The organism is Klebsiella sp. S69 (genome assembly GCF_016516145.1).
Classification (GTDB): Bacteria; Pseudomonadota; Gammaproteobacteria; order Enterobacterales; family Enterobacteriaceae; genus Klebsiella; species Klebsiella oxytoca.
Window position 1 is genome coordinate 75,269 of record NZ_JACVUU010000005.1, and the last position, 25,546, is coordinate 100,814.

The 25,546-nt window shown below is 55.3% G+C and carries 24 protein-coding genes; 15 read left to right on the plus strand and 9 right to left on the minus strand.

Annotated features, from left to right (window positions below):
• Positions 1-2: 2 nt before the first annotated feature.
• The 12 genes from murD to mutT all read left to right on the plus strand — a co-directional run bounded on the left by murD (position 3) and on the right by mutT (position 14,378).
• Positions 3-1,319, plus strand: a complete 1,317-nt coding sequence (murD, locus tag IAE27_RS06740; RefSeq protein ID WP_004108118.1) for a UDP-N-acetylmuramoyl-L-alanine--D-glutamate ligase — start codon at positions 3-5, stop codon at positions 1,317-1,319.
• Positions 1,319-2,578, plus strand: coding sequence for a cell division protein FtsW (gene ftsW, locus IAE27_RS06745; protein WP_004098587.1), 1,260 nt, complete (start codon positions 1,319-1,321; stop codon positions 2,576-2,578). The genes murD and ftsW overlap by 1 nt, the downstream gene beginning before the upstream one ends.
• Positions 2,575-3,645, plus strand: coding sequence for an undecaprenyldiphospho-muramoylpentapeptide beta-N-acetylglucosaminyltransferase (murG, locus tag IAE27_RS06750; RefSeq protein WP_016807523.1), 1,071 nt, complete (start codon positions 2,575-2,577; stop codon positions 3,643-3,645). Before ftsW ends, murG begins: the two co-directional genes overlap by 4 nt.
• Before the next feature lie 47 nt (positions 3,646-3,692).
• Positions 3,693-5,168 carry a UDP-N-acetylmuramate--L-alanine ligase gene (gene murC, locus IAE27_RS06755; RefSeq protein WP_200092172.1) on the plus strand — a complete coding sequence of 492 codons (1,476 nt, stop codon included), beginning with the start codon at positions 3,693-3,695 and terminating at the stop codon, positions 5,166-5,168.
• Positions 5,161-6,081, plus strand: a complete 921-nt coding sequence (locus tag IAE27_RS06760) for a D-alanine--D-alanine ligase (RefSeq protein WP_070555827.1) — start codon at positions 5,161-5,163, stop codon at positions 6,079-6,081. The genes murC and IAE27_RS06760 overlap by 8 nt, the downstream gene beginning before the upstream one ends.
• A 1-nt stretch (position 6,082) precedes the next feature.
• Positions 6,083-6,916, plus strand: coding sequence for a cell division protein FtsQ (gene ftsQ, locus IAE27_RS06765; RefSeq protein ID WP_004108112.1), 834 nt, complete (start codon positions 6,083-6,085; stop codon positions 6,914-6,916).
• Positions 6,913-8,169: a cell division protein FtsA gene (gene ftsA / locus IAE27_RS06770; RefSeq protein ID WP_004098594.1), complete on the plus strand. Its 1,257-nt coding sequence runs from the start codon at positions 6,913-6,915 to the stop codon at positions 8,167-8,169. The genes ftsQ and ftsA overlap by 4 nt, the downstream gene beginning before the upstream one ends.
• Before the next feature lie 62 nt (positions 8,170-8,231).
• Positions 8,232-9,383 carry a cell division protein FtsZ gene (ftsZ, locus tag IAE27_RS06775; protein WP_004108111.1) on the plus strand — a complete coding sequence of 384 codons (1,152 nt, stop codon included), beginning with the start codon at positions 8,232-8,234 and terminating at the stop codon, positions 9,381-9,383.
• 100 nt (positions 9,384-9,483) lie between these two features.
• The gene (gene lpxC, locus IAE27_RS06780; RefSeq protein ID WP_004098599.1) at positions 9,484-10,401 is read left to right on the plus strand and encodes a UDP-3-O-acyl-N-acetylglucosamine deacetylase; all 918 of its coding nucleotides are present in this window, start codon (positions 9,484-9,486) and stop codon (positions 10,399-10,401) included.
• Between the two features lie 246 nt (positions 10,402-10,647).
• Positions 10,648-11,157, plus strand: a complete 510-nt coding sequence (secM, locus tag IAE27_RS06785) for a secA translation cis-regulator SecM (protein WP_070555829.1) — start codon at positions 10,648-10,650, stop codon at positions 11,155-11,157.
• A 62-nt stretch (positions 11,158-11,219) separates the two neighbouring features.
• A complete protein-coding gene (secA, locus tag IAE27_RS06790) occupies positions 11,220-13,925 on the plus strand; it encodes a preprotein translocase subunit SecA (RefSeq protein ID WP_004108109.1) in 2,706 nt (901 codons plus the stop codon).
• Between the two features lie 60 nt (positions 13,926-13,985).
• On the plus strand, positions 13,986-14,378 hold the full coding sequence (mutT, locus tag IAE27_RS06795) for an 8-oxo-dGTP diphosphatase MutT (protein WP_004108107.1): 393 nt from the start codon (positions 13,986-13,988) through the stop codon (positions 14,376-14,378).
• A 53-nt stretch (positions 14,379-14,431) separates the two neighbouring features.
• On the opposite strand, the gene yacG is transcribed toward mutT, so the two are convergent.
• From yacG to coaE, 3 genes are read right to left on the minus strand one after another with little or no spacing between them, the layout of a single operon-like run.
• Positions 14,432-14,626, minus strand: a complete 195-nt coding sequence (gene yacG / locus IAE27_RS06800) for a DNA gyrase inhibitor YacG (protein WP_004108106.1) — start codon at positions 14,624-14,626, stop codon at positions 14,432-14,434.
• 9 nt (positions 14,627-14,635) lie between these two features.
• Entirely contained in the window at positions 14,636-15,379 is a 744-nt protein-coding gene (gene zapD / locus IAE27_RS06805) for a cell division protein ZapD (RefSeq protein WP_070555830.1), read from the minus strand.
• Positions 15,379-15,999 (minus strand): dephospho-CoA kinase, encoded by a 621-nt coding sequence (gene coaE, locus IAE27_RS06810; RefSeq protein WP_024273729.1) that lies wholly within the window; start codon positions 15,997-15,999, stop codon positions 15,379-15,381. Before coaE ends, zapD begins: the two co-directional genes overlap by 1 nt.
• Before the next feature lie 346 nt (positions 16,000-16,345).
• Here coaE and IAE27_RS06815 point away from each other — a divergent pair, with 346 nt between their 5' ends.
• Positions 16,346-17,389 carry a GMP reductase gene (locus tag IAE27_RS06815; RefSeq protein WP_004108101.1) on the plus strand — a complete coding sequence of 348 codons (1,044 nt, stop codon included), beginning with the start codon at positions 16,346-16,348 and terminating at the stop codon, positions 17,387-17,389.
• A 29-nt stretch (positions 17,390-17,418) separates the two neighbouring features.
• Here the strand turns inward: IAE27_RS06815 and hofC are convergent, their stop codons facing one another.
• The 4 genes from hofC to nadC all read right to left on the minus strand — a co-directional run bounded on the left by hofC (position 17,419) and on the right by nadC (position 21,518).
• On the minus strand, positions 17,419-18,624 hold the full coding sequence (gene hofC, locus IAE27_RS06820) for a protein transport protein HofC (protein WP_070555832.1): 1,206 nt from the start codon (positions 18,622-18,624) through the stop codon (positions 17,419-17,421).
• Positions 18,614-19,999 carry a type II secretion system protein GspE gene (gene gspE / locus IAE27_RS06825; RefSeq protein ID WP_070555833.1) on the minus strand — a complete coding sequence of 462 codons (1,386 nt, stop codon included), beginning with the start codon at positions 19,997-19,999 and terminating at the stop codon, positions 18,614-18,616. The genes hofC and gspE overlap by 11 nt, the downstream gene beginning before the upstream one ends.
• A gap of 10 nt (positions 20,000-20,009) precedes the next feature.
• Positions 20,010-20,441: a prepilin peptidase-dependent pilin gene (gene ppdD, locus IAE27_RS06830; protein ID WP_004108095.1), complete on the minus strand. Its 432-nt coding sequence runs from the start codon at positions 20,439-20,441 to the stop codon at positions 20,010-20,012.
• Between the two features lie 183 nt (positions 20,442-20,624).
• Positions 20,625-21,518 (minus strand): carboxylating nicotinate-nucleotide diphosphorylase, encoded by an 894-nt coding sequence (nadC, locus tag IAE27_RS06835; protein ID WP_154022199.1) that lies wholly within the window; start codon positions 21,516-21,518, stop codon positions 20,625-20,627.
• Between the two features lie 202 nt (positions 21,519-21,720).
• On the opposite strand from nadC, the gene ampD reads away from it, so the two are divergent.
• Both ampD and ampE read left to right on the plus strand, forming a co-directional pair.
• Positions 21,721-22,272, plus strand: coding sequence for a 1,6-anhydro-N-acetylmuramyl-L-alanine amidase AmpD (ampD, locus tag IAE27_RS06840; protein WP_064398294.1), 552 nt, complete (start codon positions 21,721-21,723; stop codon positions 22,270-22,272).
• A 9-nt stretch (positions 22,273-22,281) separates the two neighbouring features.
• Complete coding sequence (gene ampE / locus IAE27_RS06845) at positions 22,282-23,136, plus strand: beta-lactamase regulator AmpE (protein WP_004108089.1); 855 nt, start codon at positions 22,282-22,284, stop codon at positions 23,134-23,136.
• Positions 23,137-23,167: 31 nt separating this feature from the next.
• Here ampE and IAE27_RS06850 read toward each other — a convergent pair whose 3' ends face one another.
• Positions 23,168-24,118, minus strand: coding sequence for a family 43 glycosylhydrolase (locus tag IAE27_RS06850; RefSeq protein WP_070555835.1), 951 nt, complete (start codon positions 24,116-24,118; stop codon positions 23,168-23,170).
• On the minus strand, positions 24,118-25,524 hold the full coding sequence (locus IAE27_RS06855; protein WP_070555837.1) for a glycoside-pentoside-hexuronide (GPH):cation symporter: 1,407 nt from the start codon (positions 25,522-25,524) through the stop codon (positions 24,118-24,120). Before IAE27_RS06855 ends, IAE27_RS06850 begins: the two co-directional genes overlap by 1 nt.
• Between the last annotated feature and the right edge of the window lie 22 nt (positions 25,525-25,546).

The window sequence follows — 25,546 nt, forward strand, 5'->3', positions numbered from 1 at the left end:
TCATGGCAGATTATCAGGGTAAAAAAGTCGTCATTATTGGGCTGGGTATGACCGGCCTGTCATGCGTGGACTTTTTCATGGCTCGCGGCGTGACGCCGCGGGTGATGGATACCCGCGTTGCGCCGGCGGGGCTGGATAAACTGCCGGAAGCTGTTGAGCGCTATGTTGGCGGTCTTAATGAAGACTGGCTGTTGACGGCAGACCTGATTGTCGCCAGTCCGGGTATCGCTCTGGCGCATCCTTCCCTGAGCGCCGCGGCGGATGCTGGGGTGGAAATTGTCGGCGATATCGAACTGTTTTGCCGCGAGGCGCAGGCGCCTGTCGTTGCGATCACCGGCTCTAACGGTAAAAGCACCGTGACTTCCCTCGTGGGAGAAATGGCGAAAGCAGCGGGTATGAACGTTGGCGTTGGGGGTAATATTGGCCTGCCGGCGCTGATGCTGCTGGATCCTGAACGCGAACTCTATGTTCTGGAGCTTTCAAGCTTCCAGCTGGAAACTACCTCCAGCCTGCGGGCGGTAGCGGCGACGATCCTGAACGTCACCGAAGATCATATGGACCGCTATCCGCTGGGGCTTCAGCAGTACCGCGCCGCCAAACTGCGAATTTACGAGAATGCGCGGGCCTGTATCGTCAATGCCGACGATGCGTTAACCATGCCGGTACGCGGCGCGGACGAGCGCTGCATCAGCTTCGGCGTTGACGTTGGCGACTATCACCTGAACCGCCAGCAGGGCGAAACCTGGCTGCGCGTCAAAGGCGAAAAAGTGCTTAACGTCAAAGAGATGAAGATTAGCGGCCAGCACAACTACAGTAACGCTCTTGCGGCCCTGGCCCTGGCTGACGCCGCGGGTTTGCCGCGCGCCAGCAGCCTGAAAGCGCTAACCACATTCACCGGGCTGGCGCATCGTTTCCAACTGGTGCTGGAGCACAACGGCGTGCGCTGGATCAACGATTCTAAAGCCACCAACGTCGGCAGTACCGAAGCGGCGCTCAATGGACTGCATCTTGATGGAACGCTCTATCTGCTGCTGGGCGGAGACGGGAAATCCGCTGATTTCACGCCGTTAAGCCGTTACCTGACCGGCGACAACATTCGCCTGTACTGCTTCGGACGCGACGGCGCGCAGCTGGCGGCGCTGCGCCCGGATGTCGCTGTGCAAACGGAAACGATGGAGCAGGCGATGCGCCAGATTGCGCCGCAGGTTGTCCCGGGCGATATGGTGCTGCTGTCTCCCGCGTGCGCCAGCCTCGATCAGTTTAAAAACTTTGAACAACGCGGCGACATCTTTGCTCGCCTCGCGAAGGAGTTAGGTTGATGCGTTTATCACTCCCGCGCCTGAAAATGCCACGGCTAAGACTGCCGCGTCTGCCGGGAATGTTTATTTTCGCATGGCTGTTCGCCGCGCTGAAAGGCTGGGTGATGGGCTCACGGCAAAAAGATACCGATAGCCTGGTGATGTATGACCGGATGCTGCTGTGGCTGACTTTTGGCCTGGCCGCAATCGGCTTCATCATGGTGACCTCGGCGTCGATGCCGGTAGGCCAGCGTCTGGCGAACGATCCGTTTCTGTTTGCCAAGCGCGATGGCTTATACATTCTGCTGGCGCTAGGGCTGGCGATGGTGACGCTGCGCCTGCCAATGGAGTTCTGGCAGCGCCACAGTACTGCAATGCTGATTGCTTCTATCGTCATGCTGCTGATTGTTCTGGTGGTCGGCAGCTCGGTTAACGGGGCCTCGCGCTGGATTGCGCTGGGGCCGCTGCGTATCCAGCCTGCGGAGTTCACCAAGCTGTCGCTGTTCTGCTATATCGCCAACTACCTTGTGCGTAAAGGCGACGAAGTGCGTAACAACCTGCGCGGCTTCTTAAAGCCGATGGGCGTGATTTTCGTGCTGGCGATTTTACTGCTGGCGCAGCCTGACCTCGGTACCGTTGTGGTGCTGTTTGTCACGACTCTGGCCATGCTGTTCCTTGCGGGGGCCAAGCTGTGGCAGTTTATCGCGATTATCGGGATGGGGCTTTCGGCAGTCGTACTGCTGATTCTGGCTGAACCGTACCGTATTCGCCGCGTGACCTCTTTCTGGAACCCGTGGGAAGATCCATTCGGCAGCGGCTACCAGCTCACCCAGTCGCTGATGGCCTTTGGCCGCGGCGAAATGTGGGGGCAGGGCCTGGGTAACTCGGTCCAGAAGCTCGAATATTTGCCCGAGGCGCACACCGATTTCATCTTCGCCATTATCGGTGAAGAACTCGGTTATATCGGTGTGGTACTCGCACTTTTAATGGTATTCTTCGTCGCTTTTCGCGCCATGTCCATTGGCCGCAAAGCGCTGGAGATTGACCACCGTTTCTCCGGTTTTCTGGCCTGCGCCATTGGGATCTGGTTCAGCTTTCAGGCGCTGGTTAACGTCGGCGCGGCAGCGGGAATGCTGCCAACTAAAGGCCTGACGCTGCCGCTGATCAGCTACGGTGGCTCGAGCCTGCTGATTATGTCGACGGCCATCATGTTGCTGTTACGAATTGATTATGAAACGCGTCTGGAAAAAGCCCAGGCGTTTACACGGGGTGTTCGATGAGCGGTCAGGAAAAGCGGTTAATGGTGATGGCGGGCGGTACCGGAGGACACGTGTTCCCGGGGCTGGCGGTTGCGCACCATTTAATGGACCAGGGCTGGCAGGTTCGCTGGCTGGGTACCGCGGATCGTATGGAAGCGGATTTAGTGCCGAAGAACGGCATTGAAATTGACTTCATTCAGATTTCCGGCCTGCGCGGCAAAGGCCTGAAGGCGCAGCTGCTGGCGCCGGTTAGGATATTCAACGCCTGGCGCCAGGCGCGGGCGATTATGCAGCGTTTTCAACCGGACGTGGTGCTGGGAATGGGCGGCTATGTGTCCGGCCCCGGCGGACTGGCGGCATGGTCGCTGGGGATCCCGGTGGTCCTGCATGAACAGAACGGAATTGCCGGTCTGACGAATAAGTGGCTGGCGAAAATTGCCAAAAAAGTGATGCAGGCATTCCCCGGCGCTTTCCCGCATGCCGATGTCGTGGGCAACCCGGTTCGCACCGATGTGCTGGCGCTCCCGCTGCCGGAACAGCGCTTAGTCGGGCGTCAGGGGCCAATTCGCGTATTGGTCGTCGGCGGTTCGCAGGGCGCTCGCGTGCTCAATCAGACGATGCCGCAGGTGGCGGCGAAGCTGGGCTCTACTGTCACCATCTGGCACCAGAGCGGTAAAGGTGGGCAGGGAACCGTACAGCGGGCCTATTCCGATGCCGGGCAGCCGCAGCACAAAGTGACCGAATTTATTGACGACATGGCGGCGGCTTACGCCTGGGCCGATGTTGTCGTGTGTCGTTCCGGGGCGCTGACGGTGAGCGAAATTGCCGCCGCGGGTTTACCGGCGCTGTTTGTGCCTTTCCAGCACAAAGATCGTCAGCAGTACTGGAATGCCCTGCCGTTAGAGAAGGCAGGAGCAGCGAAGATCCTCGAGCAGCCGCAGTTTACCGTGGATGCCGTCGCGCAAACCCTGGCGGGCTGGGATCGCGAAACGCTGCTGGATATGGCGGAGCGAGCGCGTAGAGCCTCGATTCCGGATGCTACCGAACGGGTAGCGGAAGAAGTGAGCGCCGCAGCACTGGCGCGCTAATCGCGGTGATGATCACCGTCCGAATAAAGAAGTTGATGGCGTAAAGAATGAATACACAAGATCTGGCAAAACTGCGTTCCATAGTGCCCGAGATGCGTCGCGTCCGGCACATTCACTTTGTTGGCATTGGCGGTGCCGGCATGGGCGGTATTGCCGAAGTTCTGGCCAATGAAGGTTATCAGATTAGCGGCTCCGACCTGGCGCCGAATCCGGTGACCCAACAGTTGACTCAGCTTGGCGCCACGATTTATTTCAATCATCGCCCTGAAAACGTGAGCGATGCGAGCGTTGTCGTGGTTTCCAGCGCGATTTCTGCGGATAACCCGGAAATCGTCGCCGCTCACGAAGCGCGTATTCCAGTTATTCGTCGCGCTGAAATGCTGGCGGAACTGATGCGTTTTCGCCACGGCATTGCCATTGCCGGCACGCACGGCAAAACCACAACTACGGCGATGGTCTCAAGTATTTATGCAGAGGCTGGACTTGATCCGACCTTCGTGAACGGTGGTCTGGTGAAAGCCGCTGGCGTGCATGCGCGCCTTGGACACAGCCGTTACCTGATTGCCGAAGCGGATGAAAGCGACGCCTCGTTCCTGCATTTACAGCCGATGGTTGCTATCGTGACCAATATCGAAGCCGATCATATGGATACCTACCACGGCGACTTCGAAAACCTGAAGCAGACGTTTATCAACTTCCTGCATAACCTGCCGTTCTATGGACGCGCGGTGATGTGCGTGGACGATCCGGTGATTCGCGAGCTGCTGCCGCGCGTTGGTCGCCAGCTCACCACCTACGGTTTTAGCGATGATGCTGACGTTCGCGTGGAAGAGTATCGTCAGGTCGGCGCTCAGGGGCATTTCCGCCTGGTCCGTCAGGATAAAGACGTCATTCAGGTGACGCTGAACGCACCGGGTCGCCACAACGCGCTTAACGCAGCGGCAGCGGTGGCCGTTGCGACGGAAGAGGGCATTGATGATGAAGCGATCCTGCGCGCGCTGGAAAGCTTCCAGGGTACCGGGCGTCGTTTTGATTTCCTCGGCGAATATCCGTTAGCTGAGGTTAATGGTAAAACGGGAACCGCGATGCTGATCGATGATTATGGCCACCATCCTACGGAAGTGGATGCCACTATCAAAGCGGCGCGAGCGGGCTGGCCGGATAAAAATCTGGTGATGTTGTTTCAGCCGCACCGTTTTACCCGTACGCGCGACCTGTACGACGATTTTGCCAACGTACTGACCCAGGTTGACGCTCTGCTGATGCTGGACGTTTATTCTGCTGGCGAAGCCGCCATTCCTGGCGCTGATAGCCGCTCGCTGTGCCGTACGATTCGCGGCCGCGGAAAAGTCGACCCGATTCTGGTTTCCGATCCGGCGCAAGCGGCAGAGATGCTGGCATCAGTATTGACCGGCAACGATCTGGTGCTGGTGCAGGGGGCGGGAAATATCGGTAAAATCGCCCGTCACCTGGCGGAAATCAAATTGCAACCGCAAAAAACGCAGGAGGAGCGCCATGGCTGATAAAATCGCGGTCCTCTTTGGCGGAACCTCCGCTGAACGTGAAGTCTCTCTCAATTCAGGTTCTGCGGTGCTCGCCGGCCTGCGTGAAGCCGGCGTTGATGCGCACCCGGTCGACCCGCGCGACGTTGATATTACCCAATTGAAAAATATGGGCTTTAAGAAAGCGTTTATTGCCTTGCATGGTCGCGGCGGTGAAGATGGTACGTTGCAGGGGCTGCTGGAGCTGATTCAGCTTCCCTACACCGGCAGCGGGGTGATGGCTTCAGCGATCTCAATGGATAAGCTGCGCAGCAAATTACTGTGGCAGGGCGCCGGACTGCCGGTTGCGCCGTGGGTTGCGCTAACCCGTAAACAGTTCGAGGCAGGGCTTTCTGCTGACGTTGAACAGCAACTCCTGACCCTCGGACTGCCGCTGATTGTTAAGCCGAGCCGGGAAGGCTCCAGCGTCGGTATGTCAAAAGTCAGCGAAAGTTGCGCATTACAAAATGCATTGGCGCTGGCTTTTCAGCATGATGATGAAGTTCTGATTGAAAAATGGCTCAGTGGCCCGGAATTTACCGTCGCTATGGTTGGAGAAGAAATTTTGCCGTCAATACGTATCCAGGCGGCTGGAACCTTCTATGATTATGAAGCAAAGTATCTCTCTGATGAGACGCAATATTTCTGCCCAGGCTTCGAAGATCCCGCGCGTGAGTCAGAAATCCAGGCTCTGGTGCAAAAAGCTTGGGATAGCCTTGGTTGCAAGGGATGGGGAAGAATTGACGTGATGCTGGACAGCGATGGCCAGTTTTATCTGCTGGAAGCTAACACCTCTCCTGGCATGACCAGCCACAGCCTGGTGCCGATGGCGGCGCGTCAGGCAGGGATGAGCTTCTCGCAGCTTGTTGTACGAATTCTGGACCTGGCGGGGTGATATGTCGCAGGCTGCGCTGAATACGCGGAACCACGAAGAGGAAGAAGAATCTTCTTCGCGTCGAAGTAATGGCTCTCGTCTGGCAGGTATTTTCTTCCTGCTGGCGGTGCTCTGTACTGTGCTGGTCAGCGGCTGGATGGTTCTGGGCTGGATGGAAGATGCACAGCGGTTACCGCTGTCGAAGATGGTCGTCACCGGAGAGCGTCACTACACGCGCAACGATGATATCCGTCAGGCGATACTGGCATTGGGGTCGCCGGGCACCTTTATGACTCAGGACGTCAATATTATTCAAAGCCAGATTGAACGCCTGCCGTGGATTAAGCAGGCGAGCGTCAGAAAGCAATGGCCGGACGAATTGAAGATTCATCTGGTTGAATATGTGCCGATTGCGCGCTGGAATGATCAGCATATGGTAGACGTCGAAGGCAATTCTTTCAGCGTGCCGTCAGATCGCACCAGTAAACAGAATTTACCGATGTTATACGGCCCGGAAGGTAGTGAGAACGAAGTTCTTCAGGGGTACCGTGACATGGGGCAGGTGCTGGCAAAGGATAAATTCACGTTGAAAGTGGCGGCAATGACCGCGCGTCGCTCCTGGCAATTGACGCTTAATAACGATATTAAGCTCAATCTTGGCCGAGGCGACACCATGAAACGGCTTCAGCGCTTTATGGAACTCTACCCGGTTCTTCAGCAGCAGGCGCAGACCGACGGCAAACGGATAAGCTACGTTGATTTGCGTTATGACTCGGGAGCGGCAGTCGGTTGGGTACCGGTTCCCGCAGAGGAAACTAATCAACAACAGAATCAGGCACAGGCAGAACAACAATGATCAAGGCGACGGACAGAAAACTGGTAGTTGGACTGGAGATTGGCACCGCTAAGGTTGCCGCTTTAGTAGGGGAAGTTCTGCCCGACGGTATGATTAATATCATTGGCGTGGGCAGTTGCCCATCGCGTGGTATGGATAAAGGCGGAGTGAACGACCTGGAATCCGTGGTGAAATGCGTACAGCGCGCCATTGACCAGGCCGAACTGATGGCGGATTGCCAGATCTCGTCAGTCTATCTGGCGCTTTCAGGCAAGCATATCAGCTGTCAAAATGAAATTGGTATGGTGCCGATTTCTGAAGAAGAAGTCACTCAGGATGACGTCGAGAACGTGGTGCATACCGCCAAATCGGTTCGCGTGCGCGATGAACACCGCGTTCTGCACGTTATTCCGCAAGAGTACGCTATTGACTACCAGGAGGGGATAAAAAACCCCGTCGGCCTGTCTGGCGTACGTATGCAGGCAAAAGTGCATTTGATTACCTGCCATAACGATATGGCGAAAAATATTGTCAAAGCGGTGGAGCGCTGCGGTCTGAAAGTCGACCAGCTCATCTTCGCCGGTTTAGCCGCCAGCTATTCCGTTTTAACGGAAGATGAACGTGAACTGGGTGTCTGCGTGGTGGATATCGGCGGTGGTACAATGGATATCGCGGTGTATACCGGCGGCGCGCTGCGTCATACCAAAGTGATCCCTTATGCGGGGAACGTTGTGACCAGCGATATTGCTTACGCTTTCGGTACGCCGCCGAGCGATGCCGAAGCCATTAAAGTGCGCCACGGCTGCGCGCTGGGCTCCATCGTTGGTAAAGATGAAAACGTCGAAGTGCCGAGCGTGGGTGGGCGTCCACCCCGCAGTCTGCAGCGTCAGACTCTGGCAGAGGTTATTGAGCCGCGTTATACCGAATTGCTCAACCTCGTGAATGAAGAGATTCTGCAACTGCAGGAACAGCTTCGTCAGCAGGGCGTCAAGCATCATCTGGCGGCAGGGATTGTATTAACCGGCGGTGCGGCGCAAATTGAAGGGCTTGCCGCCTGTGCGCAGCGCGTGTTTCACACGCAGGTGCGAATTGGCGCGCCGCTGAACATTACCGGATTAACGGATTATGCCCAGGAACCGTATTACTCGACGGCGGTTGGGCTGCTGCACTACGGGAAGGAATCTCATCTCAGTGGTGAAGCAGAAGTGGAAAAACGCGTAACGGTCGGGTCGTGGATCAAACGACTCAACAGTTGGTTGCGAAAAGAGTTTTAATTTTTTAAGAGAACGCAGAAAATTAGCGTTCTCAGGCGACAGGCACAACGGAGAGAGAAATTATGTTTGAACCTATGGAACTGACCAACGACGCGGTGATTAAAGTCATCGGCGTCGGTGGCGGCGGCGGTAACGCCGTTGAGCACATGGTGCGCGAGCGCATTGAGGGTGTTGAATTTTTCGCGGTGAACACCGACGCGCAGGCACTGCGCAAAACGGCTGTTGGCCAGACTATCCAGATCGGCAGCGGTATTACCAAGGGGCTGGGCGCAGGCGCAAACCCGGAAGTGGGTCGTAACGCAGCGGATGAAGACCGTGAAGCGCTGCGTGCCGCTCTTGATGGCGCCGACATGGTGTTTATCGCAGCAGGTATGGGCGGCGGGACCGGAACCGGTGCTGCGCCCGTGGTTGCTGAAGTCGCCAAAGATTTAGGCATCCTGACCGTTGCCGTCGTGACTAAGCCGTTCAATTTTGAAGGCAAGAAGCGTATGGCATTCGCCGAGCAGGGTATCACCGAGCTGTCCAAGCACGTGGATTCTCTGATCACCATCCCGAACGATAAGCTGCTGAAAGTTCTGGGTCGCGGTATTTCGCTGCTTGACGCCTTCGGTGCGGCTAACGACGTGCTGAAAGGCGCGGTGCAGGGTATCGCTGAACTGATTACGCGCCCAGGCCTGATGAACGTCGACTTTGCGGACGTACGTACCGTGATGTCTGAAATGGGCTATGCGATGATGGGCTCCGGCGTAGCGAGCGGTGAAGACCGTGCGGAAGAAGCGGCTGAAATGGCTATCTCTTCCCCGCTGCTGGAAGATATCGATCTGTCCGGCGCCCGCGGCGTCCTGGTTAACATCACCGCTGGCTTCGATCTGCGTCTCGATGAGTTCGAAACCGTGGGTAACACGATCCGTGCATTTGCTTCGGATAACGCGACCGTGGTTATCGGTACCTCTCTGGACCCGGATATGAACGACGAACTGCGCGTAACCGTGGTTGCCACCGGTATCGGTATGGACAAACGTCCGGAAATTACCCTGGTCACCAACAAGCAGGTTCAGCAGCCGGTGATGGATCGTTACCAGCAGCACGGCATGTCCCCACTGAATCAAGAGCAGAAACCGGTTTCGAAAGTGGTAAACGACAATACGCCGCAAACCGCAAAAGAGCCGGATTATCTGGATATTCCAGCCTTCCTGCGTAAGCAAGCCGATTAAGAATTGGCTGGAAGTTGGGCATCTGCGCTCTTTGTGCTAAACTGGCCTGCCGAATGTATAGTACACTTCGGTTGGATAGGTAACTTGGCGAGATTATACGATGATCAAACAAAGGACTCTTAAACGTATCGTTCAGGCGACTGGCGTCGGTTTGCATACCGGCAAGAAAGTCACCCTGACGTTACGCCCTGCGCCGGCAAATACCGGGGTCATCTATCGTCGCACCGACTTGAATCCACCGGTTGATTTTCCGGCTGATGCCAAATCTGTGCGTGATACCATGCTCTGTACTTGCCTGGTCAACGAGCATGACGTGCGGATATCGACGGTTGAGCACCTTAATGCTGCCCTGGCTGGCTTAGGTATCGACAACATTATTATTGAAGTCGATGCCCCGGAAGTCCCGATTATGGACGGTAGTGCGGCTCCGTTCGTTTATCTGTTGCTGGATGCCGGCATCGATGAACTGAACTGCGCTAAGAAATTTGTGCGTATCAAAGAGACCGTTCGCGTCGAAGATGGCGATAAATGGGCTGAATTCAAACCGTATAATGGTTTTTCACTGGACTTCACCATTGATTTTAACCATCCGGCGATTGACTCCAGCAGCCAGCGCTACGCAATGAACTTCTCGGCCGATGCGTTTATGCGCCAGATTAGCCGTGCGCGTACCTTTGGTTTCATGCGCGATATCGAATATCTGCAGTCCCGCGGCCTGTGCCTGGGCGGCAGCTTCGATTGTGCCATCGTTGTTGACGATTATCGCGTACTGAACGAAGACGGTTTGCGCTTTGAAGACGAATTTGTCCGTCATAAAATGCTGGATGCGATTGGCGACCTGTTTATGTGCGGTCACAATATTATCGGTGCATTTACGGCGTACAAGTCCGGTCATGCGTTGAATAACAAACTGCTGCAGGCTGTTCTGGCAAAACAGGAAGCCTGGGAGTATGTGACCTTCGAGGACGACGCAGAGATGCCGCTGGCGTTCCGCGCGCCGACACTGGTTCTGGCATAAGCCGGATCCTGTAGTAAATTCGACTGGTAACCTGGTACTCTCTCCGGCCAGGGAACCAGTCGTTTTCTTTTTGCGTTTCCGCTGCACCCAGCTTCCAGTTTTACCCGTCTTTACTGCGCGTTCGTTCCTTTTTTAGACGTTTTTACCCCGCCCGAGCCCTCATTCCTGCTGCCGTGATGGCGTATTAATGTTAGTATTTGGACGCAAAATATTTCTCAGGGTTGTTACCAACAAAAGGTAAGTTAAGTGAGTGGATTGCTGACGCGCTGGCGACAGTTTGGCAGAAGGTATTTCTGGCCGCATCTCCTGTTGGGGATGGTCGCGGCTAGCCTTGGCCTGCCTGCGCTTAGCAACGGCCATGAGCATGAGACCGCGTCGCCGGCAAAAACAACTTCCAGCAACCACAACCCTGCTAAAGTCAATTTTTCTCAGCTCGCGCTACTGGAGTCTTCCAGTCGTCGGCCAAATTTTACCGTTGATTACTGGCATCAGCATGCCATTCGTACGGTCATCCGCCATCTCTCTTTTGCGATGGCGCCGCAGGCGCTGCCGGTAGCTGAGGAGTCTGCACCGCTCCAGGCGCAGCATCTCGCGCTCCTCGATACGCTTAGCGCGCTGTTGACGCAGGAGAGTAAACCTCCGGTCATCGTTCACCTGGTGGCATACAATCCCACCTTCTCCCAATGTGCGTTTCGCGTCTGTACCTGGATAAGCCAGGTTACGGGCATACGCGCCGGGCCTCAACGTCTCAGCTGAAACAAATACGGACCATTCCATTTTTTTGTGACTCCGCACAGCGGGGCGTTTGAGATTTTATTATGCTAATCAAATTATTAACTAAAGTATTCGGTAGCCGTAACGACCGTACGCTGCGTCGTATGCGCAAAGCCGTCAACGTTATCAACGCCATGGAACCGGCCATGGAAAAACTTTCCGATGACGAACTGAAAGCGAAAACCGCTGAGTTCCGCGCGCGTCTGGAAAAAGGTGAAAGCCTTGAGAGCCTGATCCCGGAAGCCTTTGCCGTTGTACGTGAGGCCAGTAAGCGCGTCTTCGGCATGCGTCACTTTGACGTTCAGCTGCTGGGCGGCATGGTCCTCAACGAGCGCTGCATTGCGGAAATGCGCACTGGTGAAGGTAAAACCCTGACCGCCACCTTACCAGCATATCTTAATGCGCTGACCGGCAAAGGTGTTCACGTGGTCACCGTCAACGACTATCTGGCGCAGCGTGATGCGGAGAACAACCGTCCGCTGTTTGAGTTCCTCGGTATGAGCGTTGGGATTAACATGTCTGGCCTGCCTGCGCCAGCCAAGCGCGAAGCCTACGCCGCCGATATTACTTACGGCACCAACAACGAATATGGCTTTGACTATCTGCGCGACAACATGGCGTTCAGCCCTGAAGAACGCGTACAGCGCAAACTGCACTATGCGCTGGTGGATGAAGTCGACTCCATCCTCATCGATGAAGCACGTACTCCGCTTATCATTTCCGGCCCGGCTGAAGACAGTTCGGAAATGTATAAGAAAGTGAACAAAATCATCCCGCATCTGATCCGCCAGGAAAAAGAAGACTCCGAGACCTTTACCGGCGAAGGGCATTTCTCCGTTGATGAGAAAGCGCGCCAGGTCAACCTGACCGAACGCGGCCTGGTGCTGATTGAAGAGCTGCTGGTCAATGAAGGCATTATGGATGAAGGCGAGTCGCTGTACTCTCCGACCAATATCATGCTGATGCACCACGTGACCGCCGCGCTGCGCGCGCACGTGCTGTTTACCCGTGATGTTGACTATATCGTTAAAGATGGCGAAGTTATCATCGTCGACGAGCATACCGGCCGTACAATGCAGGGACGTCGCTGGTCTGATGGCCTGCACCAGGCGGTTGAAGCGAAAGAAGGCGTTGAGATTCAAAACGAGAACCAGACGCTGGCTTCAATTACCTTCCAGAACTATTTCCGCCTGTACGAGAAGCTGGCAGGGATGACCGGTACCGCCGATACCGAAGCGTTTGAATTTAGCTCGATCTACAAGCTGGATACCGTTGTGGTTCCGACCAACCGCCCGATGATTCGTAAAGATATGGCGGACCTGGTTTATATGACCGAAGCGGAAAAAATTCAGGCCATTATCGAAGATATTAAAGAGCGTACCGCTGCGGGTCAGCCGGTGCTGGTGGGTACCATTTCAATCGAAAAATCAGAAGTGGTCTCCAAAGAATTGACGAAAGCGGGCATCAAGCACAACGTGCTGAATGCGAAATTCCACGCCAGCGAAGCGGACATTGTTGCTCAGGCGGGCTACCCATCAGCAGTGACCATTGCGACCAACATGGCGGGCCGTGGTACTGATATCATGCTCGGCGGCAGCTGGCAGGCGGAAGTCGCCCAGCTGGAAGACCCGACGCCGGAACAGATTGCTCAGATCAAAGCCGACTGGCAGGTTCGCCACGATGCGGTGTTGGCCGCCGGCGGCCTGCATATCATCGGGACCGAGCGCCATGAATCTCGCCGTATCGATAACCAGCTGCGCGGTCGTTCAGGTCGTCAGGGGGATGCGGGTTCTTCCCGTTTCTATCTGTCGATGGAAGATGCACTGATGCGCATCTTCGCGTCTGACCGCGTGTCCGGCATGATGCGTAAACTGGGTATGAAGCCGGGTGAGGCTATCGAGCATCCTTGGGTGACCAAGGCGATTGCCAATGCCCAGCGTAAAGTCGAGAGCCGCAACTTCGATATCCGTAAGCAGCTGCTGGAATATGATGACGTGGCCAACGATCAGCGTCGCGCTATTTACACCCAGCGTAATGAACTGCTCGACGTGACCGACGTGAGCGAAACGATTAACAGCATTCGTGAAGACGTATTTAAAGCCACTATCGATGCCCATATTCCTCCGCAGTCGCTGGAAGAAATGTGGGATGTGGAAGGACTGCAGGAACGTCTGAAAAATGACTTCGACCTCGATCTGCCGCTCAAAGAGTGGCTGGATAAAGAACCGGAGCTGCATGAAGAAACGCTGCGCGAGCGCATTCTGCAGAGCGCCATTGAAACCTATCAGCGTAAGGAAGAAGTGGTTGGCGCTGAGATGATGCGTCACTTCGAAAAAGGCGTCATGCTGCAAACGCTGGACTCACTGTGGAAAGAGCACCTGGCGGCGATGGACTACCTGCGTCAGGGTATCCATCTGCGCGGCTATGCGCAGAAAGATCCGAAGCAGGAATATAAGCGTGAATCCTTCTCTATGTTTGCTGCAATGCTGGAATCACTAAAATACGAAGTGATCAGCACGCTGAGCAAAGTTCAGGTGCGGATGCCGGAAGAGGTGGAAGCGATGGAGCAGCAGCGTCGTGAAGACGCTGAGCGTCTGGCGCAGATGCAACAGCTGAGCCATCAGGACGATGAGAGCGCAGCTGCGGCCGCGCTGGCTGAACAAACCGGCGAGCGTAAAGTGGGCCGTAACGATCCTTGTCCGTGCGGCTCTGGTAAAAAATATAAGCAGTGCCACGGTCGTCTGAGCTAAGCTCAACAACGTTGAATACAAGGGCGCAGATATCTGCGCCTTTTTTATGGAAGAAGCACAATGAAAACACTACAGATTTCCGTCGGTATTATCCGCAATGCGCGAGGCGAAATTTTCATCACCCAGCGAGCTGCCGACGCGCATATGGCGAATAAGCTTGAATTTCCTGGTGGGAAAATTGAAGAGGGCGAGTCGTCAGAGCAGGCCTTAGTGCGTGAACTACAGGAAGAAGTGGGTATTACAGTGAGAGCTTCCAGCCTGTTCGATAAGCTGGAGTATCAGTTTCCCGACCGTCATATAACGCTGTGGTTCTGGCTGGTGGAAAGCTGGGATGGCGAGCCGTGGGGGAAAGAGGGGCAGCCAGGGCGCTGGATAGCGCAAAGCGCGCTCGTCGCCGAAGATTTTCCTCCGGCAAATGAACCCGTGATAGCAAAACTAGCGGGCGGGAGGTAAGCCGGACCGGGCGAGACCGCGATCCGGCAAGGTATCTTTGGGCTAGCCCGGTTTTACTCTTTATCCTCACTCCAGCCATCGCTATCTGACAGATCGCTGCTGCTCGGGATGCGTTTCTCTTCCGCCGCCCATTCGCCTAAATCAATGAGCTGACAGCGTTTGGAGCAGAACGGACGATGTGGACTCTGCTCATTCCAGATCACAATTTTGCCGCAGGTTGGGCAATTAACGGTTATCTCTTCTGACATTTTCGCTCCTTAACAGCAGGCCAGTTCAAAATCAAAACGTTCCGGCACAATACCTTGCTCGCTGTCCAGCGGCATAAAGCGGATGGCAAAACGGCTCTTATGACCTGAAATTTGCGGGTAGAGCTGGCTGGCAAGATCCAGGCGCAGACGCAGCAGGTCGGCGTCCTCGCCGTTGTCCTGATAAAAACCGTTCAGGCTGGTCTGCTTACGGAAAGGTGCCGAGTTGCGGATGAGATCGAGAACAAGCAGCAAGGATTGCGTTAAAGGTTCAAGGCTGGTCAGCCACTTACCGACCTGCTCATCGCGGTATGCCTGCGGCATATGCAGCCAGATATGCAGCGTCGGGAGGTCAAAGCTACAGCAGCCACCTGGGATGCTTAAGCGCTGGCGCACCAGGGCGATCAGACGGTCTTCTCGCAGATACTGGCCGATCCGCGGGGCGGACATTAATGTGCTGCCGGATTGTTTTAGCTGCTGGCGTAATTCATTGATGCGATCCTGATCGACCCCCGGTACTTCTGCCCAGGATTGCAGTTTCCTCTGTTGGCGATCCAGCTCTTTCATCAGATCGGTACGGACTTCACCGCGTTCTAAAACATCTAAAAGATCGCCGATATTGCGGAAGAAATGCAGCGCATCCGCATGAGTGGTAATCGCCGGATGAACGGATAACTGCTGAAGTAAAAACTCAATGCGTAGCCAGGTGCGCATCTTTTCATTAAGCGGATGTTCAAAAAGAACAGGGGTATGCATTACGGTTTTTCCTGTGAGGCGGCCTGCGATGCCAGACGTTGATACTTTGCATGCAGGCGGGCGACAGCTGATGCTATGACATCAGGTGAACCCATATTTTCAATTACATCATCCGCTACGGCAAGGCGCTGCTCGCGCGTCGCCTGAGCGGCAAGAATATGTTCCGCATGTTGCCGACTGACCCGATCGCGAAGCATCGTACGCTCAATTTGCGTCTCTTTTGGCACATCGACAACCAGTACGCGGTCGGCTTTGGCGGACAAACCATTTTCGACCAGTAGAGGTACAACCCAGAGAATATAAGGCGAGGTGGCAAGCTGTATCTGCCGACGCGTTTCCTGCTGAATTTGCGGGTGCAGCAGCGCGTTTAGCCAGCGCTTATCCTCGTCATGAGCAAAAATATGCTCGCGCAGAGCACGACGGTTCAGGGTACCATCTTCGTTGAGCATCTGCGCACCAAAGCGTTGAGCAATAGCGCTTAGCCCCGGTGTACCGGGCTCCACCACCTGGCGCGCGATAATGTCAGCATCAATAACGTTAACGCCGAGCTGTGCGAACGCATCGGCTACGGTACTTTTACCACTGCCAATGCCGCCTGTTAACGCCACCGTGTACGTCATACACCTCGATCCTGAAACTGACTACATGCATATTTTCAACAAACAGCGCCGTTGTTTACGACATGACAGCTACGCCGCAGCTGTTTTATCGACGTAATATCGAACCGATAATCTGCTGTCACCACGCATTCTGATTCTTTTTACACATGTAAATCAAGTGGTTAAAAATGATACGCTGGCGATTAAATATCGCGGGTTCGCTTTTGTCTATTCACCAGGTAAATTTATACGATTGTAGCGTAAAAAAAGTGAAAATCGCAGTCTTGCGCGGCCATGATTCGTGCGTATGATAACGTCACTGGAGTTGTGCTCTCACAATAATGCAATTAACCCCAGGAATTCGCACATGCGTATTGAAGAAGATCTGAAGCTTGGTTTTAAAGACGTTCTTATCCGCCCGAAACGCTCTACCCTCAAAAGCCGTTCTGACGTACAGCTGGAACGTGAATTCACTTTCAAACATTCTGGCCAGACCTGGTCTGGTGTGCCGATCATTGCCGCCAACATGGATACGGTGGGCACGTTTGCTATGGCCAAAGCGCTGGCTTCTTTTGGCGTTCTGACTGCAGTTCATAAGCATTACAGCGTTGAACAGTGGCAGGCGTTTGTTCAGGGCGTTTCTGCGGATGTCCTGCAGCATGTCATGGTCTCAACCGGCACTTCCGATGCGGATTTCGAAAAAACGAAGCAGATACTGCTGCAGAACCCGCAGCTAAGCTTTGTGTGCATTGATGTGGCGAATGGTTACTCCGAGCACTTCGTGCAGTTTGTGGCCAAAGCTCGCGAAGCCTGGCCGCAGAAAACTATTATTGCGGGTAACGTTGTGACCGGTGAAATGTGTGAAGAGCTGGTTCTTTCTGGCGCCGATATTGTGAAGGTTGGCATTGGTCCGGGGTCCGTATGTACGACTCGCGTAAAAACTGGCGTCGGATACCCGCAGCTTTCCGCCGTAATTGAATGCGCCGACGCGGCGCACGGCCTGGGCGGGCAGATTATCAGCGACGGCGGTTGTACTATGCCGGGCGATGTGGCTAAAGCATTCGGCGGCGGCGCGGATTTCGTGATGCTTGGCGGTATGCTGGCCGGTCACGAAGAAAGCGGCGGTACCGTAGTTGAAGAGAACGGCGAAAAATTTATGCTGTTCTACGGTATGAGCTCCGAGTCGGCGATGACCCGTCACGTTGGCGGCGTAGCGCAGTATCGTGCGGCTGAAGGCAAAACCGTTAAGCTGCCTCTGCGCGGCCCGGTTGAAAATACCGCGCGCGATATCCTTGGCGGCCTGCGTTCCGCATGTACCTACGTTGGTGCTTCACGCTTGAAAGAATTGACTAAACGCACGACTTTTATTCGCGTACAGGAACAAGAGAACCGCGTGTTCAACAGCCTGTAACGCAACTCGCTGGCGCGACTGCGCCAGCGCTATCCCCCCATCCCGCTAATGGCGTCGCCCAGATGAAAAATGGGTAAATACATCGCGACTACCAGCACGCCGACAATCGTTCCGGTAACGACCAGCATCATCGGTTCCAGTAAGGTGGCCAGGTTATCCGCCTGCTGTTGCGTCTGCTCACTGTGATGGCGAGCCAGATTTTCCAGCATGGTATCCAGCGAACCCGAAGCTTCACCGGTACGTATCAGTTGCAAACAGAGCGGCGTGAATCCTCCGCTGTCAGTGAGCGCCTGCCAGATGGGCGCGCCGTGAGTGATTTGCCGGGAAACCTGCTGCAGCCTTTGTCGCCATAGCGGACAGCTCAGGGTTTCTTCCACGCTTTGCAGGCCCTGCAGAAAGCTGATACCGGCGCTTTGCGTCAATGCGAGTACGGTAAATATCTGGCTAAGCCGCTGACCGCACAGCAGTTTGCCAAACACCGGCAGCTTATGGAGAAGTTTCTGACGATACAGCAGCCAGTTGGGCCTCTGGCAAATCAGCCGGTTGAGTATCGCAGGTAAAACGAGCAGCGCAGCGAGCAATGGCCAATAGTGAGTTAACCCTTCGCCAATGCCCATGACCGCGCGGGTCAGCAGCGGTAGCGGGGTATTGAAGGTTTGATAAATGGCAGCAAACTCTGGCAAAACAAAGCACAGCATTCCCATCACCACCAGTAGCGCCAGGGACAAAATAATCAGTGGATAGCGCAGGGCCTTTTTGACTTTTTCACTAAGCAGTAGCTGTTCTCGCTGCTGATGAGCTAACTGCGCGCAGCATAGCTCCAGTTTACCGGTAAGTTCTCCGGTGCGGATCATCGCCAGATAAAGCGGAGGAAAAGCTTCGGGCCATTTTTCAAGGGAGCCTGAAAGCGAAATGCCTTGCGCCAGATCCTCAGCCAGGGTTTGCAGCAATGCCTGCCACTGCGCGTTAGGCTGCTGCTGCGCCAGCAGTCCAAGCCCCTCAGCAAGGGGAAGACCGGCCTGGAGAAGGGCGGCCAGCTGGCGAATAACCTCACCGCTGTAGCGTGGATGCCAGAGGGACTTTTGCACACTACAGCTGCGCAGCGTAAGCGGGATGATTCGCTCTCGCTCCAGGCTTTGCAATGCCTCAGGGCGATTATCCTGCCAGAGCGTTCCCTGACAGGGCATCCCCTGACCATCGATACCGTGCCAGCGCCAGAGTCGTTTAGTCGCCATGCGGGATCCCTAAAACGCGTACCACTTCTTCCAGACTTGTCATCCCACGCTCTACAGCCAGACAGCCGCTCTCAAACAGCGTCATCATGCCGGATTCCCGCGCCACCGTTTCGATTTCCTCAGCGCTAAGGCCCTGGGTAATCGCCTGCCGCAGTGCGGTATTAACCGGCAGCAGTTCGAAGAGTGCCAGGCGACCGTAGTAGCCGTGATAGCAGTGCTGGCAGCCCGGAGCCTGCCACTGAGGAAGCGATCGCGGCCACAGGCTATGCGGGACGTTGGTCGAACTGCCGGTTTCACGGCGGCAGTGCGGGCACAGTTTCCGTACCAGGCGTTGAGCGACAACCAGCGAGAGCGCGGATGAGACCATCCAGCGCGCAACGCCCATCTGCTGCAGGCGAACCAGCGTTTCACACGTTGAATTGGTGTGCAACGTTGAGAGTACCAGATGCCCGGTTTGCGCTGCTTTTATCGCAATTTCCGCGGTTTCAGCATCGCGTATCTCTCCCACCATAACGATATCGGGATCCTGACGTAGCAGGGCGCGCAGCACGCTGTGAAAGGTGAGCCCCGCGCGTGGGTTAATCTGCGTTTGATTCATTCCCACGATGGGGATCTCCAGCGGATCTTCCACGCTACAGATGTTGACCTCATCACGATTTCGCGCCTGCAGCGCGCTATAAAGAGTGACGGTTTTTCCGCTTCCCGTCGGACCGGTGACCAGTATCAGTCCCTGAGGTTGGTTAAGCGCCGAGCGAAAGGCGGCAAGCTGTTGCGAAGAGAGCCCCAGCGCTTCTAGGTCCAGCGTCTGCTCGACCTGGTGTAACAGGCGAAGAACGATTTTTTCTCCTCCACGGCAGGGAAGCGTAGCGATCCGAAACGAGATCGGACGATCTGAGAGCGTAAGGGTGAACTGGCCGTCCTGCGGCGTTCGATGTTCGGCAATATCCAGATTGCCGAGCACCTTAAGCCGGGCGGTAATAGGTGCGGCAAGTTCCGGGGCCAGCGGTGTCAGAGAATGTAGTACGCCATCTACCCGCAGGCGAATTCTCAGTTGCAGTTCGCCTGGCTCGATATGAATATCCGATGCGCGCTGGCGTAGAGCTTGTTCCAGAAGATTATTGACCTGTTCAACGATGCTGGCTGAAGCTTCGACAGGCGTGGCAAGCGTTGCTATTCCCGGTGCCTGCAGCCGCTTGTCCATCCGATCCTGGCTCCAGCATTCGATATCAATCCTTTTCTGAGTCGCAAAACGTAGCGCCTCCAGCAGCTCCGGGGAAGGGGAATCAACCACGGCGATAGCGATAGTGTGTTCATTGCTATCAAGCAGCAAGGCGTGATAGCGCTGGCAGAGAGGTATTAATTGTTCAGTTTTCATTGCTGCGGCCTCAGTTAAAACGGAACACGTCTTCACAGGCCTGCTTGAGTGCGCTATCACCGGTAATATTGCACACGCGCTGCCAGCCGGTAATGCCGTTAGCGTTATCCCAGTTCGGCGTCATCGTGACGCTTAAGCCATTGAGACTTTCCTGTCCGGTGAGCGTGACAACGCCTGCCGCCACGGTCATGGCCGAGACATAGCGAGTAGTCGCGGGCGAAGGGATACCGTTGCTGCCGCCATCGCAGGTGGTTATGCCGCCGTGCTCAAGCGCGCAAAGCTCAATGGCGGTGCGGAAAGGGACGAAGGTTTGCAGCATATCGGTAAGCGCTGCTTTTCGTAGGTAGTTCTGATAAGCCGGAATGCCGATTGCGCTGAGTATCGCGATGATTCCGATGACCACCATCAGTTCGATTAAAGTAAAACCACGTTGTTTGTCCATAAGTTGCTCCTTGTTATCCTCGGGAGCACTTTGCCGGGGTTTATTCTGCGATACGAGCAGCGGATCGCGCCTAAGGAAGCAGGCTTCCAGGCTTTTTTTGCGGGTTGCAGTGAGAGATTACTGGCGTGCGAGTCGGTTCGCAAAAGTGCGCCCCGGCATGAAGTGCAAACCGGGGCGAGGGAATTAGCGGAAACGCATAGAGAGATCAAGAGCGCGGACGTGCTTGGTCAATGCGCCTACGGAAATGTAATCGACGCCGGTTTCAGCGAATTCACGAATGGTGTCGAATGTGACGTTGCCGGAGACTTCCAGCGCTGCCTGGCCATTGGTGAGTTTGACTGCCTCGCGCATCATATCGGTAGTGAAGTTATCGAGCATAATAATGTCGGCACCGGCTTTCAGCGCCTCATCCAGCTCTTCAAGGTTTTCAACTTCGACTTCTACCGGAACATCCGGGTGCAGCCAGAACGCTTTTTCTACCGCCTGCCGTACCGAGCCGGAGGCGATAATATGGTTCTCTTTAATCAGAAAGGCATCGGAGAGACCCAGACGATGGTTGGCGCCGCCGCCGCAAAGAACGGCATATTTTAGCGCCGTGCGCAGTCCAGGCAGCGTTTTGCGCGTATCGAGCAACTGAGTTTTAGTGCCGGCCAGCAGGTCGACATAGCGACGAACTTCGCTTGCCACCCCGGAGAGTGTCTGCACGAAATTAAGCGCGGTACGTTCGCCGGTAAGCAAAATACTCGAAGGACCTTCCAGCTCGAACAGCGGCTGATTGGCTTTTACCGCATCGCCATCGGCAACATGCCAGGTGAAGTTAACATCATCGCCCGCAAGCTGAATAAAGACCTCTTCCACCCAGCGTTTACCACAAAATACGCCGTCTTCACGGGTGATCACTACCGCGTGCGAGCGTGCGTCCTGCGGCAATAATTGGGCGCTAATGTCATTATTGGCATCCACTTCGCCGCCTAAATCTTCCCGCAGGGATTGGGCCACGGCATCGGTAATATCAAGATTAATACGCTCCAGCAGCGCGTCACGGCGGCGGTCGGGATTGTAGCGACGAGGCGTCATGAGAAAGCTCCAGATAGATAAGATTCAGAAGTGGGAAACATGCTAACCTGAACGACGTTTCCGTACCACATCCGCTTCATTTCGCCGGTGGTTTTCAGCGTGGAGTTTTTGGTGTTAGCCAACTGAAGAAGAGCGCAAATGATGCCGGGGATGCGATGGCCACGGTGCCGCGAATGCATAAGCTAGTAATAAGGAGATCAACATGCAGTTGAACGGGGGATGGCTGGTAGAAGCGCGTCGGGTTCCTTCGCCGCACTACGATAGCCGCCCGGATAATGAAACCCCTTCGTTGCTGGTGGTGCATAATATTAGCCTGCCGCCAGGTGAGTTTGGCGGGCCATGGATTGATGCCCTGTTCAGCGGGACGCTCGATCCGAATGCGCACCCTTTTTTTGCTGAAATAGCTCAACTTCGCGTTTCGGCACACTGTCTGATTCGCCGCGATGGTGAAATCGTGCAGTATGTCCCTTTTGATAAGCGTGCCTGGCACGCGGGCGTTTCCAGCTACCGCGGCCGAGAACGTTGCAACGACTTTTCCATCGGCATTGAGCTGGAAGGGACCGATACGCTGGCCTATACCGACGCGCAGTATCAGCAACTGGTTGCGGTTACCCGTCAGCTTATCTTGCTTTATCCGGCGATAGCTGACCATATCACCGGCCATTGCGATATTGCGCCCGTGCGTAAAACGGATCCCGGTCCGGCCTTTGACTGGGCTAAATTTCGCAGTCTGTTAACCCCGTCGTCAGAATAAGGAGATGCCATGACGTTGTTCACTACGCTGTTAGTACTTATAGCCGAGCGTTTGTTTAAGCTTGGCGAGCACTGGCAGCTCGATCACCGGCTGGAAGTGCTGTTTCGCCGGGTTAAGCATTATTCCCTGCTGACCACCGTACTGATGACGGCAGCGGCGGCGGCGGTCGTGTATGTTATTCAGCGCCTGCTGCAAGGGCAGCTGTTTAACGTTCCTTTGCTGGTGTTCTGGATCCTGCTTGGTTTGCTGTGTATTGGCGCAGGTAAAGTGCGTTTGCACTATCACGCCTATCTGAAAGCCGCGGCGCGCGACGATAGCCGCGCCTGCGATGCGATGGCCAGCGAGCTCACCCTGATCCACGGCGTGCCGCCCGGCTGCGACCAGCGTGAATATCTGAGCGAGCTGCAAAACGCGCTGCTGTGGATTAACTACCGCTACTATCTCGCTCCGCTGTTCTGGTTCGTTGTCGGCGGACCGTGGGGGCCGCTAACTCTGGTGGCCTATTGTACGCTGCGGGCCTGGCAGACCTGGCTGGCGCGTTATCAGACGCCGCGTCATCGCTTACAGTCGGGGATTGACGGCATTTTGCACGTAGTCGACTGGGTTCCGGTACGTCTGGTCGGCGTGGTCTACGCGCTGATTGGACACGGGGAAAAGGCTTTGCCTGCGTGGTTTGCTTCGCTGGGCGACCGCCACTCTTCTCAGTATCAGGTGCTGACGCGCCTGGCGCAGTATTCGCTGGCGCGCGAGCCGCATGTGGATAAAGTGGCAACGCCGAAGGCGGCGGTCTCAATGGCGAAAAAAACATCGCTGGTGGTGGTCGTGATTATGGCGCTGCTGACGATTTACGGTACGCTGATTTAAGCACCTGCCCGCTGGCGGGCAGGTTCCGCTTTTAATTCGTCTCTGCTGACGGGATGCCAAAATCAGGCATCCCGTTTTCTTGCCAGCGAATCAGCTTCAGGCGCGTATGGCGATTCGGATCGTACAGCGGGTCGCCTTCGATTTCGGTGTAGTTGCGCGCATGGTACACCAGCACATCTTCTCCCTCCGGCGTTTGCGTAAAGCTATTGTGGCCGGGCCCATACTGACGATTCTCATAGCTGGTACGAAATACCGGCTGCGGCGCTTTATGCCAGTTTTCCGGGCGGAGAGGGTCGGCGCTGACGTCTATCCACAGTAGGCCCATGCAGTAGTTTTCGTCGGTGGCGCTGGCGGAATAGCTGACGAACAGCTTGTTGCCATGGAACAGTACCGCCGGGCCTTCGTTCACCAGAAAACCTCGGCACTCCCAGTCGAACTCGGGTTGACTCAGCATGACCGGCTGACCTTTTAGCGTCCACGGATTTTCCAGTTCAGCCAGATAGAGGTTGGTATTGCCTTTAATTTCAGGATCTTTTTGCGCCCACAGATACCACTGCTTACCCTGATGGCGGAAAGTCGTGGCATCCAGCGCAAAGGTATCAAGCGGCGTTTTAATCTGGCCTTTTTCCTGCCATTTACCGGTTAACGGGTCGCTGTCCGCGCATTCCAGCGCGAACATGCGGTGCTGGAACATACCCAGCGCATCCAGATCGTGCGTGTGGCTGGCGGCAAAGTAGATATACCATTTGCCGTTAATTTTATGCAGCTCCGGGGCCCATATGAGCTGGCTCATTGGGCCGTTGTCCGGCTTACGCCAGACGACCACCGGCTGCGCGTCGCGCAAGCCTTCAAGGGTGGCTGAGCGTCGGATTTCCAGACGGTCATACTCCGGTACCGAGGCGATAAAGTAGTAGCTATCCTGATGGCGCAGAATATAAGGGTCCGCGCGTTGTTCAATAAATGGGTTCGGCCAGTTTTTCATTATGCTTTCCTTACATGTTCGCCGGTTTTCAGTTCCTGATAGTCGTTGAGCTCGCTGTAGTTAATCCGACGTTTTTCGAGGTCGGACTGAATTTGCCGCATAAATTCGCGGTTTACCTTCAGCATACGCACCACGCCGGCGGTAATCAGATAGCCGACGCCGGGGATAACGCTGAACAGCAATACGATACCGTTAATCGCGGAAGCGCTTTGCTGCTTCGCGCCGGCATCGTAACCGTACCAGGAGAGCAGGAAGCCAACCATCGCGCCGGCGATGGCCAGGCCGACTTTCAGGAAGAACAGATTGCCGGAGAAGCTGATGCCGGTGATGCGCTTACCGGTCTTCCATTCGCCGTAGTCATCAACGTCGGCCATCAGCGACCAGTGCAGCGGCGACGGGATCTGGTGCAGAATGTTCAGCAGGAAGTAGAGCACCATAATCATCATGGTGGCGTGCGGGTCGAAGAAATAGAACGCGCAGGAGAAAATCGCCAGGACGATATTGGTCCAGAAAAACACCTGCAGTTTGCACCAGCGGTCGGTCAGGACTTTAGCCAGCATACTGCCGATCATCATTCCGACAACCCCGAAGCTGATAAACAGCGTGGCGAAGTGGGTGCTTTGTTGCATAACCCAGGTGACGTAGTACATAGTCGCAGCCATACGGATAAAGCCCGGACAGACGTTGCACAGCGTTAACAGCAGGATGCGAACCCACTGGTCGTTTTTCCAGACGTCTTTTAGATCTTTTTTCAGCTCGTCGTTGGTCTGGACTGCGGGTTTTACGCGTTCACGGACGGTGGCGAAGCAGAACAAGAACATGCACATACCGATAATCGCCAGCACGGTCATCGCCATCTGGTAGCCTTTGGCTTTATCCTCGCCGCCGAACCAGTCCGCCATCGGCAGCAGCGTCAGGGAGAGCAACAGGGTAGCGATGCCGACCAATACGAAACGATATGACTGGCAGGCCACGCGTTCCTGCGGGTCGTTCGTAATCACGCTACCCAATGAGCAGTAGGGGATGTTGATCGCGGTGTAGGTCAGAGAGAGCAGGAAGTAGGTGACGAAAGCATAGATAACCTTGCTATTGTACGTCCATTCCGGGGTGGTAAACATCAGGACGCTGAACAGCGCGTACGGGAAGGCGATCCACAGGAGCCACGGGCGAAAACGGCCATATTTGCTGCGGGTACGGTCTGCCATTGCCCCCATAATCGGGTCGGTCACGGCATCAATAACGCGTACGGAAAGCAGAAGCACCCCGACCAGCGCCGGTGCGAGACCAAAAATATCCGTATAAAAATAATTAACAAACAACATGATGGCGCCGAAGATAATATTACATCCGGCATCGCCCATTCCGTAGCCTATTTTCTCTTTAACTGAAAGCTTATTGCCATTCATAGCGACGATCTCCCCGTTGCGG

Excerpts from the sequence above, each read along its gene's own strand:
- murD (WP_004108118.1), top strand. The coding sequence starts at position 3 with ATGGCAGATTATCAGGGTAAAAAAGTCGTCATTATTGGGCTGGGTATG.
- ftsW (WP_004098587.1), top strand. The coding sequence starts at position 1,319 with ATGCGTTTATCACTCCCGCGCCTGAAAATGCCACGGCTAAGACTGCCG.
- murG (WP_016807523.1), top strand. The coding sequence starts at position 2,575 with ATGAGCGGTCAGGAAAAGCGGTTAATGGTGATGGCGGGCGGTACCGGA.
- murC (WP_200092172.1), top strand. The coding sequence starts at position 3,693 with ATGAATACACAAGATCTGGCAAAACTGCGTTCCATAGTGCCCGAGATG.
- IAE27_RS06760 (WP_070555827.1), top strand. The coding sequence starts at position 5,161 with ATGGCTGATAAAATCGCGGTCCTCTTTGGCGGAACCTCCGCTGAACGT.
- ftsQ (WP_004108112.1), top strand. The coding sequence starts at position 6,083 with ATGTCGCAGGCTGCGCTGAATACGCGGAACCACGAAGAGGAAGAAGAA.
- ftsA (WP_004098594.1), top strand. The coding sequence starts at position 6,913 with ATGATCAAGGCGACGGACAGAAAACTGGTAGTTGGACTGGAGATTGGC.
- ftsZ (WP_004108111.1), top strand. The coding sequence starts at position 8,232 with ATGTTTGAACCTATGGAACTGACCAACGACGCGGTGATTAAAGTCATC.
- lpxC (WP_004098599.1), top strand. The coding sequence starts at position 9,484 with ATGATCAAACAAAGGACTCTTAAACGTATCGTTCAGGCGACTGGCGTC.
- secA (WP_004108109.1), top strand. The coding sequence starts at position 11,220 with ATGCTAATCAAATTATTAACTAAAGTATTCGGTAGCCGTAACGACCGT.
- mutT (WP_004108107.1), top strand. The coding sequence starts at position 13,986 with ATGAAAACACTACAGATTTCCGTCGGTATTATCCGCAATGCGCGAGGC.
- yacG (WP_004108106.1), bottom strand. The coding sequence starts at position 14,626 with ATGTCAGAAGAGATAACCGTTAATTGCCCAACCTGCGGCAAAATTGTG.
- zapD (WP_070555830.1), bottom strand. The coding sequence starts at position 15,379 with ATGCATACCCCTGTTCTTTTTGAACATCCGCTTAATGAAAAGATGCGC.
- coaE (WP_024273729.1), bottom strand. The coding sequence starts at position 15,999 with ATGACGTACACGGTGGCGTTAACAGGCGGCATTGGCAGTGGTAAAAGT.
- IAE27_RS06815 (WP_004108101.1), top strand. The coding sequence starts at position 16,346 with ATGCGTATTGAAGAAGATCTGAAGCTTGGTTTTAAAGACGTTCTTATC.
- hofC (WP_070555832.1), bottom strand. The coding sequence starts at position 18,624 with ATGGCGACTAAACGACTCTGGCGCTGGCACGGTATCGATGGTCAGGGG.
- gspE (WP_070555833.1), bottom strand. The coding sequence starts at position 19,999 with ATGAAAACTGAACAATTAATACCTCTCTGCCAGCGCTATCACGCCTTG.
- ppdD (WP_004108095.1), bottom strand. The coding sequence starts at position 20,441 with ATGGACAAACAACGTGGTTTTACTTTAATCGAACTGATGGTGGTCATC.
- nadC (WP_154022199.1), bottom strand. The coding sequence starts at position 21,518 with ATGACGCCTCGTCGCTACAATCCCGACCGCCGCCGTGACGCGCTGCTG.
- ampD (WP_064398294.1), top strand. The coding sequence starts at position 21,721 with ATGCAGTTGAACGGGGGATGGCTGGTAGAAGCGCGTCGGGTTCCTTCG.
- ampE (WP_004108089.1), top strand. The coding sequence starts at position 22,282 with ATGACGTTGTTCACTACGCTGTTAGTACTTATAGCCGAGCGTTTGTTT.
- IAE27_RS06850 (WP_070555835.1), bottom strand. The coding sequence starts at position 24,118 with ATGAAAAACTGGCCGAACCCATTTATTGAACAACGCGCGGACCCTTAT.
- IAE27_RS06855 (WP_070555837.1), bottom strand. The coding sequence starts at position 25,524 with ATGAATGGCAATAAGCTTTCAGTTAAAGAGAAAATAGGCTACGGAATG.